Source organism: Streptomyces pseudovenezuelae (genome assembly GCF_029892565.1).
GTDB classification, from domain to species: Bacteria; Actinomycetota; Actinomycetes; order Streptomycetales; family Streptomycetaceae; genus Streptomyces; species Streptomyces pseudovenezuelae_A.
This window is the reverse complement of the sequence record NZ_JARXVH010000015.1, coordinates 40,310-55,912: the sequence shown is the minus strand read 5'-3', so window position 1 is coordinate 55,912 and position 15,603 is coordinate 40,310. Positions and strand designations below refer to the sequence as shown.

At 72.0% G+C, this 15,603-nt stretch carries 15 protein-coding genes; 10 read left to right on the top strand and 5 right to left on the bottom strand.

The window, feature by feature from the left end; translation table 11 throughout:
* Nucleotides 1–23: 23 nt before the first annotated feature.
* Nucleotides 24–2,138 carry a S9 family peptidase gene (locus tag M2283_RS37085; protein ID WP_280880880.1) on the bottom strand — a complete coding sequence of 705 codons (2,115 nt, stop codon included), beginning with the start codon at nucleotides 2,136–2,138 and terminating at the stop codon, nucleotides 24–26.
* A 188-nt stretch (nucleotides 2,139–2,326) separates the two neighbouring features.
* Between M2283_RS37085 and M2283_RS37080 the strand changes: the two genes are divergently transcribed.
* From M2283_RS37080 to M2283_RS37045, 8 genes are all read left to right on the top strand, one after another.
* Nucleotides 2,327–2,521: a hypothetical protein gene (locus M2283_RS37080; RefSeq protein WP_123997939.1), complete on the top strand. Its 195-nt coding sequence runs from the start codon at nucleotides 2,327–2,329 to the stop codon at nucleotides 2,519–2,521.
* A gap of 45 nt (nucleotides 2,522–2,566) precedes the next feature.
* Nucleotides 2,567–3,478: an N-acetyl-1-D-myo-inositol-2-amino-2-deoxy-alpha-D-glucopyranoside deacetylase gene (gene mshB / locus M2283_RS37075; protein ID WP_280880879.1), complete on the top strand. Its 912-nt coding sequence runs from the start codon at nucleotides 2,567–2,569 to the stop codon at nucleotides 3,476–3,478.
* Nucleotides 3,475–3,885, top strand: coding sequence for a DUF6113 family protein (locus M2283_RS37070; RefSeq protein WP_280880878.1), 411 nt, complete (start codon nucleotides 3,475–3,477; stop codon nucleotides 3,883–3,885). The genes mshB and M2283_RS37070 overlap by 4 nt, the downstream gene beginning before the upstream one ends.
* A gap of 155 nt (nucleotides 3,886–4,040) precedes the next feature.
* The gene (locus M2283_RS37065; protein WP_280880877.1) at nucleotides 4,041–6,383 is read left to right on the top strand and encodes a hypothetical protein; all 2,343 of its coding nucleotides are present in this window, start codon (nucleotides 4,041–4,043) and stop codon (nucleotides 6,381–6,383) included.
* Between the two features lie 163 nt (nucleotides 6,384–6,546).
* Nucleotides 6,547–7,470, top strand: a complete 924-nt coding sequence (locus tag M2283_RS37060) for an ABC transporter ATP-binding protein (protein WP_280880876.1) — start codon at nucleotides 6,547–6,549, stop codon at nucleotides 7,468–7,470.
* Complete coding sequence (locus M2283_RS37055) at nucleotides 7,467–8,207, top strand: ABC transporter permease (RefSeq protein WP_280880875.1); 741 nt, start codon at nucleotides 7,467–7,469, stop codon at nucleotides 8,205–8,207. Before M2283_RS37060 ends, M2283_RS37055 begins: the two co-directional genes overlap by 4 nt.
* A gap of 5 nt (nucleotides 8,208–8,212) precedes the next feature.
* Nucleotides 8,213–9,418 (top strand): sensor histidine kinase, encoded by a 1,206-nt coding sequence (locus tag M2283_RS37050; protein ID WP_280881051.1) that lies wholly within the window; start codon nucleotides 8,213–8,215, stop codon nucleotides 9,416–9,418.
* The gene (locus M2283_RS37045) at nucleotides 9,415–10,029 is read left to right on the top strand and encodes a response regulator transcription factor (protein WP_280880874.1); all 615 of its coding nucleotides are present in this window, start codon (nucleotides 9,415–9,417) and stop codon (nucleotides 10,027–10,029) included. Before M2283_RS37050 ends, M2283_RS37045 begins: the two co-directional genes overlap by 4 nt.
* A 106-nt stretch (nucleotides 10,030–10,135) precedes the next feature.
* Here the strand turns inward: M2283_RS37045 and M2283_RS37040 are convergent, their stop codons facing one another.
* Together M2283_RS37040 and M2283_RS37035 are read right to left on the bottom strand one after the other, a co-directional pair.
* Nucleotides 10,136–10,987 carry a transglutaminase-like domain-containing protein gene (locus M2283_RS37040; protein ID WP_280880873.1) on the bottom strand — a complete coding sequence of 284 codons (852 nt, stop codon included), beginning with the start codon at nucleotides 10,985–10,987 and terminating at the stop codon, nucleotides 10,136–10,138.
* Nucleotides 10,988–11,016: 29 nt separating this feature from the next.
* Nucleotides 11,017–12,036 (bottom strand): GNAT family N-acetyltransferase, encoded by a 1,020-nt coding sequence (locus tag M2283_RS37035; protein WP_280881050.1) that lies wholly within the window; start codon nucleotides 12,034–12,036, stop codon nucleotides 11,017–11,019.
* 140 nt (nucleotides 12,037–12,176) lie between these two features.
* Between M2283_RS37035 and fdxA the strand changes: the two genes are divergently transcribed.
* Both fdxA and M2283_RS37025 read left to right on the top strand, forming a co-directional pair.
* Nucleotides 12,177–12,497 carry a ferredoxin gene (fdxA, locus tag M2283_RS37030; RefSeq protein WP_007495984.1) on the top strand — a complete coding sequence of 107 codons (321 nt, stop codon included), beginning with the start codon at nucleotides 12,177–12,179 and terminating at the stop codon, nucleotides 12,495–12,497.
* A 113-nt stretch (nucleotides 12,498–12,610) separates the two neighbouring features.
* On the top strand, nucleotides 12,611–13,753 hold the full coding sequence (locus tag M2283_RS37025; RefSeq protein WP_280880872.1) for a bifunctional succinyldiaminopimelate transaminase/glutamate-prephenate aminotransferase: 1,143 nt from the start codon (nucleotides 12,611–12,613) through the stop codon (nucleotides 13,751–13,753).
* 70 nt (nucleotides 13,754–13,823) lie between these two features.
* Here M2283_RS37025 and M2283_RS37020 read toward each other — a convergent pair whose 3' ends face one another.
* Together M2283_RS37020 and M2283_RS37015 are read right to left on the bottom strand one after the other, a co-directional pair.
* On the bottom strand, nucleotides 13,824–14,279 hold the full coding sequence (locus M2283_RS37020) for an ATP-binding protein (RefSeq protein ID WP_280880871.1): 456 nt from the start codon (nucleotides 14,277–14,279) through the stop codon (nucleotides 13,824–13,826).
* A 277-nt stretch (nucleotides 14,280–14,556) separates the two neighbouring features.
* The gene (locus M2283_RS37015; protein WP_280880870.1) at nucleotides 14,557–15,546 is read right to left on the bottom strand and encodes a heavy metal transporter; all 990 of its coding nucleotides are present in this window, start codon (nucleotides 15,544–15,546) and stop codon (nucleotides 14,557–14,559) included.
* Between the last annotated feature and the right edge of the window lie 57 nt (nucleotides 15,547–15,603).

Genomic DNA, 15,603 nt, shown 5'->3' with positions numbered 1-15,603 from the left:
GCGATTCGCGGGCGTTTGTGCGGTTATTTCAATGATCGTTTGAGGAAGTCCAGCTGAAGCCGGAGCAGATTCTCGGCTACCGCTTCCTGCGGGGTCATGTGGGTCACCCCGGACAGCGGCAGCACCTCGTGCGGGCGGCCGGCGGCCAGCAGGGCCGAGGAGAGCCGCAGCGAGTGGGCGACCACCACGTTGTCGTCCACCAGGCCGTGAATGACCATCATCGGGCGGTGCGGCTCGGCCGCGTCGACCAGACCCTCGTCGTCGATCACCGAGTTGCGGCGGTAGACGTCCGGCTGCTCGCCCGGGTGGCCGAGGTAGCGCTCCTGGTAGTGGGTGTCGTACAGGCGCAGATCGGTGACGGGTGCGCCCACCACCGCCGCGTGGAAGACGTCCGGTCGGCGCAGCACCGCGAGCGCCGCCAGATAACCGCCGAAGGACCAGCCGCGGATCGCGACCCGGCTCAGGTCGAGCGGGAAGTCGGCGGCGAGCGCCTGGAGCGCGTCGACCTGGTCCTGCACCACGACCGCCGCGAGATCGTCCCGCACCGCCTTCTCCCACGCGGGCGAGCGCCCCGGTGTGCCCCGCCCGTCGGCCACGACCACCGCGAACCCCTGGTCGGCGAACCACTGCGAGGTCAGATACGGATTGCGCGCGGCGACCACCCGCTGCCCGTGCGGACCGCCGTAGGGGTCCAGCAGGACCGGCAGGGAGGTGTCACCGGCGTAGTCACGCGGCAAGAGCACGGCGCACGGGATTCGCCGTGCGCCCCCCTCGATGAGCGTCACGCGCGGGGACAAACCAGGATCTTCGGCGTACGACGTGACACTCGCCGTCTGCTTGCCGTCGCGCAGCAACCGCACCTGGGCGCCCGGGTGGTCGAGCGAGGCGGACACCAGCACGGTCACGCCCCCCGCGCGGACCGCCGTGTGCACGCCGGGTTCCTGCGACAGCCGCTCCATGCCGAGTTCGCTGACGCGGTAGACGTGCACCTCGCCGGTCTCGGGCGCCTCGGCCTCCGCGCCCGCCGACGCCGAGACCAGCGCGTCGTCGTCCCCGACGGCCAGCACCGCGCGCACGTGCAACTGCGGTCCGGTCAGCGGGCGTTCACCGACCGCCAGCACGCGCGCGCCACCCTCGTCGGCGATCCGCACGAGCCGTCCCGAGGGGCTCCAGCAGGGCACCCCGGGGAAAAGATCAAGCCAAATTGGATCTTCGTCCGCGTGCACCAGACGGGTCGCGCCCGTCTCCGGATCCACCGCCAGATACAGCTGACTGCGCTGGTCGCGCGCCTGTACGAGCAGCAGCGGCGCACCCGCGTCTGACCAGTGCACATGCGCCAGATACGGATAGCGCGCCCAGTCCCAGACGACCTCCGTACGGGCCCCGTCCAGGCCGATCACGAACAGCCGCACGTCCGCGTTGTCGGTGCCCGCAGCCGGATAAGGGACGTGCTGTGGATCACGTTCGGGATGCGCCGGGTCGGAGATCCACCAGCGCTGTACGGGCGTGTCGTCCACGCGCGCGACCAGCAGCCGGTCGGACTCGGGCGACCACCAGAAGCCGCGCTGGCGCTGCATCTCCTCGGCCGCGATGAACTCGGCCAGTCCATAGGTGACGTTCGCCGACTCCGGCTCGGCGAGGGCCCGTTCACCCTCCCCCTCGGCGCCCACGATCCGCAGGGCGCCCTCGGCCACGTAGGCGACATGCCGTCCGTCGGGGGCCGGGCGCGGGTCGATCACCGGTCCGGGGACCCGGAGTTCACGTGCCGTGCCGGCCCGCAGCTCGGCCGTGAACAGCCGCCCCGACAAGGCGAAAGAGGCCAGCTCGACGGTCGCGTCGGTGGCGTAGCCGACGATGCCGGCGCCGCCCTCGCGGCTGCGTTCGCGACGGGCCCGCTCCTGCGGCGAGAGGTCCTCCGCGGCCCCGCCGAGCAGGGCGCGCGGGTCCGCCGCCATGCGCTCCCCGCCGTCCGCCGGATCCAGCACCCACAGTGAATTCGCCCTGTCCGTACCGGAGGTGGAGCGCAGGAACACGACCCGCGAACCGTCGGGCGCCACCGAGAACGCGCGCGGTGCGCCGAGCGTGAAGCGCTGGGTGCGGGCGTGCCGGCGGGGGAAAGAGTCGGACGTCGTCGTCATGCCCCGACCATATTGGCCATGCGCCCCCTTGTGCGGCCGTGCGCCGATCGATGCGCGCGTGCGAATAGTTATGATCACTGACGCATGGTGGGTATGAATCCGCTGGCTGTCCTATGGATTTATCTGCTCCTTGGTCTGATCTGGTCCGACCCCCCCCGCGTACTTGGGATCTTTGGAGGTGAGCCGCCGTGGCACTCTCGATTTCGGCGGTGGTGCTGCTGGCGATCGTCGTCTTCCTGCTGGTCAAGAAGTCAGGTCTGAAGGGCGGGCACGCCGTAGTGTGCGTCCTTCTCGGCTTCTACCTCGCCTCCTCGACCGTCGCTCCCACCATCAGTGAGCTGACGACGAACATCGCGGGGATGATCGGCAGCCTCAAGTTCTGACCCGGGCTGCGCCGGGCTCTCGGTGGCGCCTCGTAGGGTGGTTCCATGACGGAACTGCCCTCCCCCACCCTTCGGGCGGGGGGTCCCCCATCTCGCTTCGCTCGGCGTCTGCTCCTGGTGCACGCGCACCCGGACGACGAGTCGATCAACAACGGCGCGACCATGGCCCGGTACGCGGCCGAGGGTGCCCGCGTGACCCTGGTCACCTGCACCCTCGGCGAGCTCGGCGAGGTCATCCCGCCGCGGCTGCGGCACCTGACCGGCACCGCCCTGGGCGAGTACCGACAGGGTGAGCTCGCGGCGGCCCTGCGCGCGCTCGGCGTCGAGGACTTCCGTCAGCTCGGCGGCCCGGGACGCTACCGGGACTCCGGGATGATGGGCCTCGCCGACAACGACGACCCCGCCGCCTTCTGGCAGGCCGACGTCGACGAAGCCGCCGCGCCTCTCGTCGAGGTGATCCTGGAGGTACGCCCCCAGGTCCTCGTCACCTACGACGAGGACGGCGGGTACGGCCACCCCGACCACATCCAGGCCCACCGCGTCGCCATGCGCGCCGCCGAGCTGGCCGCCGACGCCGGGTGGCGGATCCCCAAGGTGTACTGGAACCGGGTGCCGCGCACGGTCGCCGAGACAGCCTTCGCCCGCCTGTCGGCCGACCTGCTCGGTCTGCCCTTCGCCAAGTCCGCCGCCGTCGACGACGTGCCGGGTGTGGTGGCCGACGACCTCGTCACCACCGAGATCGACGGCACCGCGTATGCAGCCGCCAAGGCCGCCGCGATGCGGGCGCACGCGACACAGATCGCGGTCGCGGAGCCGTACTTCGCACTCTCCAACGAGCTCGCGCAGCCGCTGTTCACGACCGAGTACTACGAACTCGTGCGGGGGGCCGGCGGCGCGGCGCGGGACTCCGGTGGGCGCGAGACCGATCTGTTCGCCGGGATCGAGGAGGCGTCATGAGCGACCGGGGTTCCATGCTCGCCCAGCCCTTGCAGCGGCCCTCCCTCGGGCGGGCGCTCCTCTACTCGGGGCTCTTCGTGCTCGGCGCGGTCGTCGGGGGAGCCGGGGCGCTGGTGCAGTCCGGCTGGTTCCCGGGCGGGCTGCTGCTCGCGCTCGTGGGCGAGGCCGGGCTCTGTCTCGGCGGTGGTCGGGCGGCCGGCGGCCGGGGTGGGGCGATCGCGCCCGCCGCCGGCTGGATGGTCTCCGTCATCCTGCTCACCGCCAGCAGACCGGAGGGCGACTTCCTCTTCGCCGCAGGAGGTGGCTCTTATCTCTTCCTGCTCGGAGGGATGGCTGTCGCTGTGATCTGCGCCACCCTTGGGCAAGGGCGGCAACCAGTCGCCCGTGACGTCCGACTTGGGAAGTGACGTACCGCTTCGCCGTTAAGGGCGCGTGCACGTGCCGTGTGGGTTTCCTCGGCGGTCGCGGGATACGCGCCAGACGTGGCCAGTATGGTGGTGCGCGCCGCCGAGCCGCCCGCTGAGGTTGTGTCGGGCGGCGGAGCCAACCGGGAGAACCTGCCTTGAGTCGTGAAACTGACACTTCGTCCTCCGGGCCCAACGGGCGCGGCGGGGCCGCCTACCCGTCGGGTACGCCGCCGTACGGAACCCCTGCGGTTCCGGACGCCGGTACGGACGCGGGTCGTTCGGCCGCGCAGCCGGAGGAACGCAAGACCGAGACCACGCTGACGACCCGGATCCGGATCAACATCCCCGGGTCGCGGCCCATTCCGCCGGTCGTCGTACGGACGCCCGTCGCGGACGCCGAGGGCTCCGACGGCAGTGCTGCGGAGGCCGAGGCTCCGGCGCCGCCCGTCACGCCGTCCATGGGTTCCGCCGAGCCGCCCGCCGGACAGGGCGGACCTGGTGGACCGGGCGGACCGGGCGGCCCCGGCGGGGAGAAGACGAGCGACTGGTTCGCGCCCCGCAAGTCCTCGGCGGGCAAGCCCGATTCGGGCGGCGGTGCCACCAACGGCGCCGGAATCCCGGGCGGTTCGGCCACCCCCGCCACGCCCCCCGCGGGCACACCGGCCCCCGGCGCCCGTCCCGGCGCGGGACGCCCCGGCGGTGTCGTCGGCTCCATGAGCGTGCCGGGCGGCTCCCGTCCCGGCGGCGCGAGCGGTGCCCGGCCCGGCGGGACGAACGGCGCGGGGCTCACCGGCGCGACCGGCGGCCCGGTGGCCCCCGGGCACGGCGGCGGCACCGGATCCTTCGACGTCACCGAGGCGCTGGCCGCGGGACCGCTGGGCCCCGGCTCGCGTCCCGGCGGCGGCGAACCGCGACGTGCCGAGCTGCCGTACTTCGCCGAGGGCGAGCGAGGGGAACAGGGCGGCCCGGGAATCCAGGGCGGCTACGGCGGCCCCGGCGGTGCGAGCGGCTTCAACGGACCGGGCGGCCACGGCGGCCAGGGCGGCGGCCCGCACGGCCCCGCCGGCCCGACCGGCGGTCCGGTCACCGGCGACGGGCCGATGGCCCCGCAGCTGGGCGGCGGTCCGGGTGGACCCAATGGCCAGGGCGGCTTCGGCGGTCCCGGAGGCCAGGGCGGCCCGCCCGGCTTCTCGGCGCCCGGCGGCATGAGCGGACCGAACGGCCCCGGTGGCCCGGGCGTGGGCGGACCCGGCACGGGTCCCGGCGCCGGACCGCACGGGCTCGGTCCCGGCGGCGGTCTGAGCGACGACACCGCGATCCTCACCCCGCAGAAGCCCGCCCCCGAGCCGGGTACACCGGGCTACCACCCGAACCCCGACAACGTCTCCGGGCACACCGTCACCAGCGGCATCCCGGTCGTCCCGTCCGGCCAGGGCGCGCCCTTCGGACCGGGCGCCCACACCGACGGACCGCTGCCGCACACGCCCCCCAAGCTGCCCGAGCCGGTCTCGCAGGACGTGCCGGCCGCGGCGTCGAGCAAGAAAAAGAAGAAGAAGGGGCGCAGCAAGCTGGTGCTCCTCGTCGTCGCCGTGTTCGTCATCGGCGGCGGTGCCTACGGCGCCGGTCTGCTGATGAACCACACCGACGTGCCCAAGGGCTCCACCGTGCTGGGCGTCGACATCGGCGGCGGCACCCGCGACGACGCCGTCAAGAAGCTCGACGAGGCCTTCGGCGACCGCGTCAACAAGCCGCTGAAGCTCTCGGTCGGCGGCAGCACGGTCTCGCTCACGCCGGACCAGGCGGGCCTGCAGTTCGACGAGCAGGCCACGGTCGCCGCGGCCGCGCAGAGCGACTACAACCCGGTCTCCGTGGTCGGCTCGCTCTTCGGCAACCACCGGATCATCGACCCGGTCATGCCGGTCGACGAGGAGAAGCTGACGGCGGCCCTGAAGGACTCGGCCGGCGGCTCCGGTTCGGTGACCGAGGGCACGATCGAGTTCAAGTCCGGCAAGCCGGTCGCCGTCTACGGCAAGGCGGGCAAGGGCATCGACGCCGCCGGGTCGACCGACGCCGTCGTGGAGGCCTACCGCACCCAGGTGCAGACCGGCACGACCACGCCGGTCACGGTCGCGACCACGACCCAGCAGCCGACGGTCTCCAACGCCGAGGTCGACCGAGAGATGAAGGACTTCGCGAAGCCGGCGATGTCCGCACAGGTCACCGTGCAGACCGACGCGGTGCACAGCATCCCGTTCGGTTCCCTGTCCCTGCCGAAGATCCTCGGCTTCAAGGCCGTGGACGGCAAGCTGGTGGAGACGTACGACCTCGACGCGCTCAAGGAGGCGTACGGCACCACCTTCGACGGCGTGCTGATCACCCGGGGCACCGGCCAGAAGACGGCCGTCACCCCGCAGGACGTCGCCGGCGCGCTGCGCGGGGCGCTGGTCGGCAAGACGGCGGCGGAGCGCGTCGGGGTCATCGACACCGACCCCAGCTAGCGGGCTCCAGCACCTCCGAGGGGGGCGTCCGGCATCCGTCGGGTGCCCCCCTCGGCGTATGCCGTCCGCCGGGTGCTCCCCGTCGGCGTATGACATCTGTCATCCGGCAGTCAGGACCGCCGACACTGACGGGCGGGAGCACCCCGCGGCCACCATGGTGCTCATGACGACGACAGCGACGACCACCACCCCGGTGGTCGGGTTCGACCAGGTGAGCAAGACCTACGGGGACGTACGGGCCGTGGACGGGCTGACGCTCGCTCTGCACCCGGGGGAGACGGTGGCCCTGCTGGGGCCCAACGGGGCCGGCAAGTCGACCGCCCTCGACCTGCTGCTGGGTCTGCGGCAGGCCGACAGCGGCACGGTCCGGGTGTTCGGGTCCAGCCCGCGCGAGGCCATCGTCGCCGGGCGGGTGGGCGCGATGCTGCAGAGCGGTGGGCTGATGGACGAGGTGACGGTCGCCGAGCTGGTCCGGCTCGCCTGCGATCTGCACCCCAAGGCGTATCCGCTGACCGAGGTGCTGGCCCGCGCCGACATCGCGCAGATCGCCGACCGCAAGGTCAACAAGCTCTCCGGCGGCCAGGCCCAGCGCGTCCGCTTCGCCCTCGCCACCGCGGGCGACAGCGACCTGATCGTCCTGGACGAGCCGACCACCGGCATGGACGTCTCCGCCCGCCAGTCCTTCTGGGCCACCATGCGCGAGCAGGCCGACCAGGGCCGCACGGTCCTGTTCGCCACGCACTACCTGGAGGAGGCCGACGCGATCGCGGACCGCGTGCTGGTCCTGCACCGCGGCCGCCTCCTCGCCGACGGCACCGCCGCCGAGATCAAGGCGAAGGCCGGTGCACGCAAGGTCGCCTTCGACCTGGACGGCGAGATCGACGAGGCCCCGATCCGGGAGCTGCCGTTCCTCACCTCCGTCGACATAAGCGGCCAGACGATCCGCATCCAGTCCACCGACGCCGATGCGACCGTCCACGCCCTCTACGGCCTCGGCGTCTACCCCCGCAATCTCGAAGTCGCCGGGCTCGGCCTGGAGCAGGCGTTCGTGGCCATCACCGCCGCCGAGGAGGCGAAGTCGAAGTGAACAGCCTGATCAAGCTGGAACTCACCCGCGCCCTGCGCAACCGCAAGTTCCTGTTCTTCTCGGTGATCTACCCCTCGACCCTGTTCCTGCTGATCGCGGGCAGCGCCGGCGCCACGGACAAGATCGACGGCACCGGTCTGACGGTCGCGACGTACATGATGGTCTCCATGGCCTCCTTCGGCGCCCTGACCGCCGTCCTGATGGGCAACAGCGAGCGCATCGCCAAGGAGCGGGAGAGCGGCTGGGTGCGCCAGCTGCGGCTGACCCCGCTGCCGGGGCGCGGCTATGTGATCGCGAAGACCGCGAGCGCGGCCGTGGTCAGCCTGCCGTCGATCGTGATCGTCTTCCTGGTCGCCGCCACGGTGAAGGACGTACGCCTGGACGCCTGGCAGTGGCTCGCGCTCACCGGCGCGATCTGGGCCGGCAGCCTCGTCTTCGCCGCGCTCGGCGTGGCCATCGGCTACCTGGCCACCGGTGACGCGGTCCGTCCGATCACGATGATCACCTACTTCGGGCTGTCCCTGCTGGGCGGCCTGTGGATGCCCGCGACGACGTTCCCGCAGTGGCTGCAGGACATCGCCAAGTGGCTGCCCACGCACGCGTACGCTGCCCTGGGGCAGGCCATCGAGCAGAGCCAGTCCCCGAGCTCGAAGGACGTCGCCCTCCTCGTCGTCTACTTCGCCCTGTTCGCGGGCGGCGCGGCGTGGCTGTACCGGAAGGACACGCTGAAGGCGTGAGCGCGATGACGGAAGATCTGCGGCCCGACGAGGAAGCCCGGGCGGAGCGGCTGGTGCGGATCGGCCGGCCGCCCCGCAACCGGGGCGAGGCGATCCGCAAGCTGGTGTGGATCCTGCCCTGGCTGGTCTTCCTCAGCGGGCCCGTGCAGGACCTGGCGGCCGACCACCACACCACCTCGGCCACGACAGCCGGCTGGGTGGGCCTGGTGACCTTCACCGCGACCTATCTGGCCCTCGTCTTCCGCACCATGGGCCGCCCGTACGCGGGCTGGGTCGTCGCGGCTCTGGTGGCCGTCCTGTGGGTCCTGGCCGTCACGCTGTCCTTCTCCCTCGGCAGCCCCTGGCTGGGCCTCTACGTCTACGTCTCCGTCACCTGCGGGATCACCCTCCCCCTGCGCGCCGCCTACTGGACGATCCCGCTGACCACCGCCGCGATGATGCTGGCGGGCTGGTTCGTCGACGACCTGGACGACGCCTGGGGCCTGTTCCTGATCGTGCTCCTTGTCGGCTACTCCATGACGGGCGTACGCCAACTGGTGCGTACGACGGTGGAGTTGCGCAAGGCACGCGCCACCGTCGCCCAACTCGCCGCCAACGAGGAGCGGTTGCGCCTGGCCCGGGACCTGCACGACCTGCTCGGCCACTCCCTCTCGCTGATCACGCTGAAGAGCGAACTCGCCGGCCGGATGCTCCCCGGCCAGCCCGACAAGGCGGCCCAGCAGGTCGCCGACATCGAACAGGTCAGCCGGCAGGCCCTGGTCGACGTCCGGGAGGCCGTCACCGGCTACCGCCGCCCCCGCCTGGCCGCCGAACTGGCGGGCGCCCAGGTCGCGTTGACCGCGGCGGGAGTCACCGCCGAACTCCCCGACGAAACAGCCCTCGACCTCACCGGCGTACCCGAGGAGAGCCAGTCGGCCCTGGCCTGGGCGCTGCGCGAGGCGATCACCAACGTCGTACGGCACAGCGGCGCCCGGCGCTGCACGGTGGAGCTGCTCGCCCGCCAGACCCTGGGCGGCCCGGTGCTGGAACTCACCGTCGAGGACAACGGCTGCGGCGGCTCGGGCAAGGGACCCGGCAACGGCCTGACCGGCCTCACCGAACGCTTGGAGAAGGCGGGCGGCACCCTGGACGCGGGCGGCACCAAGCAGGGCTTCCGACTGGTCGTCCGCGTGCCCGCCGCCACCCCGGCGGACGTAGGATCCGGGGCATGAGCCGAACGATCAAGGTGCTGCTCGCCGAGGACCAGTCGATGGTCCGCGAGGCACTGGCCGCCCTGCTCGGCCTAGAGGACGACATCGAGGTGGTCGCCCAAGTGGCGCGCGGCGACGAGGTTCTGGCCGCGGTCCGCGAACACGCCGTGGACGTGGCCCTGTTGGACATCGAGATGCCCGGCTGCACCGGCATCGAGGCGGCGGCCGCCGTGCGCAGGGAACTCCCGTCCGTGAAGCTGGTCGTCCTCACCACCTTCGGCCGCCCCGGCTACCTCCGCAGCGCCATGGAGGCCGGCGCCGACGCCTTCCTCGTCAAGGACGCCCCCGCGGCCCAACTCGCCCAAGCGGTACGCAAGGTCCTCGCCGGCGACCGGGTGATCGACCCCACGCTGGCGGCCGCCGCCTTGGCCGACGGAGCGAACCCGCTGACCGACCGAGAGCGAGAAGTGCTCCGTGCCGCAGCCGACGGCTCCACCAACGCGGAACTGGCAGCCACCCTGCACCTGTCCCAGGGCACGGTCCGCAACTACCTCTCCACGGCAATCCAGAAACTGGCAGTACGGAACAGGGCGGAGGCGGTACGGATCGCGAGGGAGAAGGGCTGGCTGTAGTTGCCGTTCAGGGCAGCGGCCTTGGGGGCGCGGGGAACTGTGCGACCAGCCACGACGCACGTGCACACGCAATCGCACCGCCACCCCTACGGCGCCCCGGCGCAATTCAGTTGAGCAACGCCCGAGCCGCCCGAGCCTGCCCCCGCACCCGCTCAGCCGCCCCTTCATCCACCGCGCTGATCAACCCGGCGTACTCCTCCAACTCCACCGCCCCCTCGACGAAGTCACCCCGCTGTACAAGGAGTTGAGCCCGCTCGTATCGCAACCGCGCCGGATGCGACGGCAGCAGCAACGACAGATCAACCGCCCACAACGCCACATCCGACCGCTCAGGCCGAGCCGCCGCCCACGCCCGCACGTTGTTGAGAATCCGCAGAACCACCTCCAACGGATCGGCCGGCGTCAACATCGAGGCATCCAGCGGAGCCCCCGTCGCCCCCGCGACCAACACCTCCGCGTCGCCCCCACCGAGCACCCGCCCCCCGTCGAACGGATCGGCGAGCACCTGCTGCTCAGGAGGCCCGAACCCGACGACGAAATGCCCCGGCAGAGCGACCCCGTACACCGGGCCCCCCGCCCGCCGCGCGACCTCCATCCACACCACGGACAACAGGATCGGAAGCCCGCGCCGCCGCCGAAGCACCTCGTGCAGCAGGGACGACTCCAGCCGCTGGTAGTCGACAGGGAAGCCGCGGAATCCCTCCTGAACGCCCAGCAGATGATGCAACGCGGTCGCCCAGGACAACGGCCCACCGGGCCGGAAGGGCAACTGCCCGGCCAGCCGGTCGAGTTCCAGCTGCGCGGCATCCAGACCGGCGTCGTCCAGCGTGCCGTCCGCCGCCGCGCCCACCAACAGGCACAGCGCGGACAGATCGGGCCGCTCGGACCGGGCCTCTTCGGCGAACCGCCGCCGTACTTCGGCGGCCCGCTCGGGCGGCGGGGGAGTGGGGTGACGCATAGCAGGCTCGTGCCCTTTCCCGGCGATCGCTACCGTTCACTTTCGCCGGCGCCGCCGACAGCCGCCGGTTCCCGATAGTGGTGATACGCGTGATGCGCCCCGAACCCCATCCCGGCATACAGCGCCCGCGCGCCCACGTTCTCCGCCTCGACCTGCAACCACGCGGCCGAGGCCCCCTCGTCCAGCGCCCGCCGGGCCAACGCGGCCATCACGACGGTCGCCAGCCCCCGCCGCCGCATCGCCGGGTCCACCTCCACGGCGGCGAACGAAGCCCACCGCCCGTCGACCACGCACCGCCCGATGGCAGCGGGAGACTCCTCGCCGGGAACCGTCGCGAACCACACCGAAGGACCGCTGCCGAGCACCTTCAGCGCCACCTCGCTCACCCCCTTGCGCTGGTACCGGGACAGCCACGCCTCGTCGGCCTCCCGGGAGAGCACGACGTCCGCGCCCTCGACCCGGTCCGCGACCGGCGCGAGCGCCCCGATCCACAGCGCGGCGCTCACCTCACGCACCCAGCCCCGCCGCTCCAGCTCCGCGCACAACAGCTCCTGCGTGCCCTCGGCCCCGGTCGCGGTCTGGATGTACGCGGGCAGCCCCCGGTCGCCGTACCACCGTCGTACGACATCCAGCGCCTCGTCGAGCGGCAGGCCCGGATCGCCCAGCGGGAGCACGGAGTTCGCGCGCCGCGTAAAGCCGCTCGCGGCCCGCAGCTCCCAGTCCCCGAGCCGCTCGCTCTCCACCGGCCGCCACGCGCGCGAGGAGACGTGCGCGAGCTCCTCGTAGGAGGTGGCGGGGCCCCGGCGGCGGGCCGGTGCGGAGGGCACCACCTTGCCCGCGACCAGCGAGGATTCCGCGATGTGGACGCTCTCGCCGCTCTTCCGTGTGATCAGCAGCACACCGTCGTCCCATGATGTGAGAACACCCACCGTGTCGGTGAACTTCTCCTGAGTTGTCCCAGGTTCGTTCAGCCGCCGTACGGATACTCGTTTCCCCACGTCAGCTGCGGTGATGCGGACCTCGAGTCGCCCGGAGGCCGAGATTTCCACAGGTCGGTTCACCCCTCCTGTTCGGATCATGCCCAAGAACGGAGATACTAGGGGCGGGCATCGACGACGCCGCGCTTCCGCGCGCCAGGCGGCGGAGCCTGAGGAGGCCCGCCGGCGCCCTATCGAGGAGGAACGACAGCGTGACCTACGTCATCGCGCAGCCTTGTGTCGACGTCAAAGACAAGGCGTGCATCGAGGAGTGCCCGGTCGACTGCATCTACGAGGGCCAGCGGTCCTTGTACATCCACCCGGACGAATGCGTCGACTGTGGAGCCTGTGAGCCGGTGTGCCCGGTCGAGGCGATCTTCTACGAGGACGACACTCCCGAGGAGTGGAAGGACTACTACAAGGCGAACGTCGAGTTCTTCGACGAGCTCGGGTCCCCGGGCGGTGCCAGCAAGCTGGGTCTGATCGAGCGCGACCACCCGTTCGTCGCCGCGCTGCCCCCGCAGGCCGAGTAGCCGCCGCCCGCGGCCCGCACATCGCGCCGCCTCGGTCCCGTACGGCCTGATCGTCCTGATCGCGACCGTACGGGGCCGAGGCGTTTGCCGTACCGAAGAAAGTGAGCGAGCACGTGTCCGCAGTCTCCGACCGCCCGCCCGTCGCCCACCGCCGCCCTTCCAGCGAGTCACTACGCGACCGCCTCCCCGTCTTCCCCTGGGACAAGCTGGAGCCGTACAAGAAGACGGCCGCGGCGCATCCCGGCGGCATCGTCGACCTGTCCGTCGGCACCCCGGTCGATCCGGTCCCCGACCTGATCCAGAAGGCGCTCGTCGACGCGGCCGACTCGCCGGGCTATCCGACGGTCTGGGGCACCCCGGCGCTGCGTGACGCGATCACCGGCTGGGTCGAGCGACGGCTCGGCGCCCGGGACGTCACCCACCGGCACGTCCTGCCGATCGTCGGCTCCAAGGAACTCGTCGCCTGGCTCCCGACCCAGCTGGGCCTCGGCCCCGGGGACCGGGTCGCGTACCCGCGCCTGGCCTACCCGACGTACGAGGTGGGCGCCCGCCTGGCCCGCGCCGAGTACGAGACCTACGACGACCCGACGGCCCTCGACCCCGACGGCCTGAAGCTCCTCTGGCTCAACTCGCCCTCCAACCCGACCGGCCAGGTGCTGTCGAAGGACGAGCTGACCCGGATCGTCGCCTGGGCCCGCGAGCACGGCGTCCTGATCTTCTCCGACGAGTGCTACCTCGAACTGGGCTGGGACGCCGACCCGGTCTCGGTGCTGCACCCGGACGTCAACGGCGGCTCGTACGACGGCATCGTGGCCGTCCACTCGCTCTCCAAGCGCTCGAACCTGGCGGGCTACCGCGCGGCCTTCCTGGCCGGCGACCCGGCCGTCCTCGGCCCGCTCCTGGAGATCCGCAAGCACGGCGGCATGATGACCTCCGCGCCGACCCAGGCGGCCGTGGTCGCGGCCCTCGGCGACGACGGCCATGTGCGCGAGCAGCGGGAGCGGTACCTCGCCCGCCGTAGCGCCCTGCGCGAGGCGCTGGTCGGGCACGGCTTCCGGATCGAGCACAGCGAGGCCAGCCTCTACCTGTGGGCGACCCGGGGCGAGTCCTGCTGGGACACCGTGGCCCACCTGGCCGGCCTGGGCATCCTGGTCGCGCCCGGCGACTTCTACGGCACGGCCGGCGAGACGTTCGTACGCGTGGCCCTGACGGCGACGGACGAGCGGGTGCGGGCGGCCGTGGAGCGGCTGGCGTAGTCCTACGCGTGCGTGCATGACGAAGGGGCCCGGGAGACGATCCCGGGCCCCTTCGTCGTAGGCGTGGTGATCAGCCGCCGAGCGGCAGGCCCTTCAGCGGCAGGGTGTCCGTGGAGGGGAGACCGCCGCCCTTGGTGAGGGAGTCCGTCGGCAGCCCGCCCTTGGTGGCGGTCTTCGTGGTGTCACCGACGAGGTCCCCGGCGGAGCCCGCCGCCTCTCCCGCGGTCTTCTGCGCGGCCGGCGCGGCCTTCTTGACCGCCTTGCCGCCGGTCTTGCCCGCGGCCGGCACCGCCTTCTTGATCGCCTTGCCGCCGGCCTCGCCCGCGAGCCCGGTGACGTTCTGTGCCGCTCCGTCGACGGTGTTGCCCACGTTCGCCCCGTCCAGGGCGGTCAGGCCGCCGAGGTTGGGGGTGGCGGGCAGCTCGGGGGCCGCGCTCGCGGCGCCGGCCGCACCGACCCCGGCAGCCGCTCCCGCCGCGACGAGCAGCGCGGCACGGGCAATCCGACGGGTCAGGGGGAGGGACATGATGCTCCTTGTGACGGGAGGAAACGTTGCTCGGACGTCGTGACTACCGCTCGAAGCCCCTCGGAGGTTGCGCAGCGGCAACGTAAAGAGTTGGCAATGCGTCGCATAATCGGCTGCGGATAAAAACGGGCAAAGAGTGCCTGGTCCGAAAGTGTGCCGAATCCTTACAGCCCTTTGTTCTCAAGGGTTTTCGCGGTTTCGGGAGTGACTGCGCGAAAACCTGCGCACACCCTGCCGCGAGGGGGCTTCGGCTAACCCTCGTGGGTGATCACTCGCACTACTGCCCGGTGACGATCCGGACCGCGTTCGCGGCCTGCTTCGCCCCGCCGGTGCTCTGCGCGCCCGCCGTACGCCACTTGCTGTCGGTGTTCCCGGCGCTCCACTCGCGCCCGCCGTAGGAGACGCGCTCGATGTGCAGCGCGGAGGCGTTGGCCACGGCCCAGTGGGCCAGCTGCCAGCCGCGCTCGCGCACGTCCCGGCCCTTGCCGGTGCCGGTGTCCTTGGTCACCGGCAGGGTCACGGTCCGCGAACCCGCGGTCGTGCTCACCGTCGGCGTCGGCGTCGGGGTGGGAGTCGTCGAGGCGTCGCTCACCTCGGCGGCGGTCGTCTGCAGCGCGTCGCGCCCGAAGTCCCGTACCAGCGCGGCCCGTACGGCGTCGGGGCCCGCCTCGGTCACGGTGGTGTCCGGGCGGCCCTGGCAGGTCAGCGTGGCCGGCGAGGAGCCGGTGAGGGCGGCGGCCAGCAGCGTGGCGTCCGGCTCGTGCTTGGCGTACGCCTCGGGGAAGCCGCTGCGCTGCACGCGCTGCGCGGCCACGGTCAGCGGCAACTTGGTGTAGTCGGGCACCTTGGCCAGGTGCTCGTAGAAGACGCCCGCCGCGTACGTCGGGTCCAGGATCTCCTTCTCGGTGCCCCAGCCCTGCGAGGGGCGCTGCTGGAACAGGCCGAGTGAATCCCGGTCGCCGTGCTCGATGTTGACCAGGCCCGACTCCTGGATGGAGGTCGCCAGCGCGATGGCCACGGCCCGCTCGGGCATACCGCGCCCGGTGCCGACGGCGGCGATCGTCGCCGCGTTCACGGCCTGCTCGGGCGTGAACTCGTAGGCCGTTCCGTCGCTTTTGCCGGAGACGACCTCGCACCCCGGCCCTCTGCCTCCCGTCTCGTACTGCACGACGAGATACCCCGCGACACCGAGCAGGACCACGAAGGCCGCCGAGAAGCGGAGGAAGCGACCACGACGCTTGGGGGAGTGAGGTGACGGCTCTGGCACGCGTACAAGGTAGCGGAGGCCGCTGTGGCTGCCGAGCCGGGTGTGGACGGAGGTCCC

Coding starts and splice junctions, on each gene's coding strand:
- M2283_RS37085 (WP_280880880.1), bottom strand. CDS start 2,138: ATGACGACGACGTCCGACTCTTTCCCCCGCCGGCACGCCCGCACCCAG.
- mshB (WP_280880879.1), top strand. CDS start 2,567: ATGACGGAACTGCCCTCCCCCACCCTTCGGGCGGGGGGTCCCCCATCT.
- M2283_RS37070 (WP_280880878.1), top strand. CDS start 3,475: ATGAGCGACCGGGGTTCCATGCTCGCCCAGCCCTTGCAGCGGCCCTCC.
- M2283_RS37060 (WP_280880876.1), top strand. CDS start 6,547: ATGACGACGACAGCGACGACCACCACCCCGGTGGTCGGGTTCGACCAG.
- M2283_RS37050 (WP_280881051.1), top strand. CDS start 8,213: ATGACGGAAGATCTGCGGCCCGACGAGGAAGCCCGGGCGGAGCGGCTG.
- M2283_RS37045 (WP_280880874.1), top strand. CDS start 9,415: ATGAGCCGAACGATCAAGGTGCTGCTCGCCGAGGACCAGTCGATGGTC.
- M2283_RS37040 (WP_280880873.1), bottom strand. CDS start 10,987: ATGCGTCACCCCACTCCCCCGCCGCCCGAGCGGGCCGCCGAAGTACGG.
- M2283_RS37020 (WP_280880871.1), bottom strand. CDS start 14,279: ATGTCCCTCCCCCTGACCCGTCGGATTGCCCGTGCCGCGCTGCTCGTC.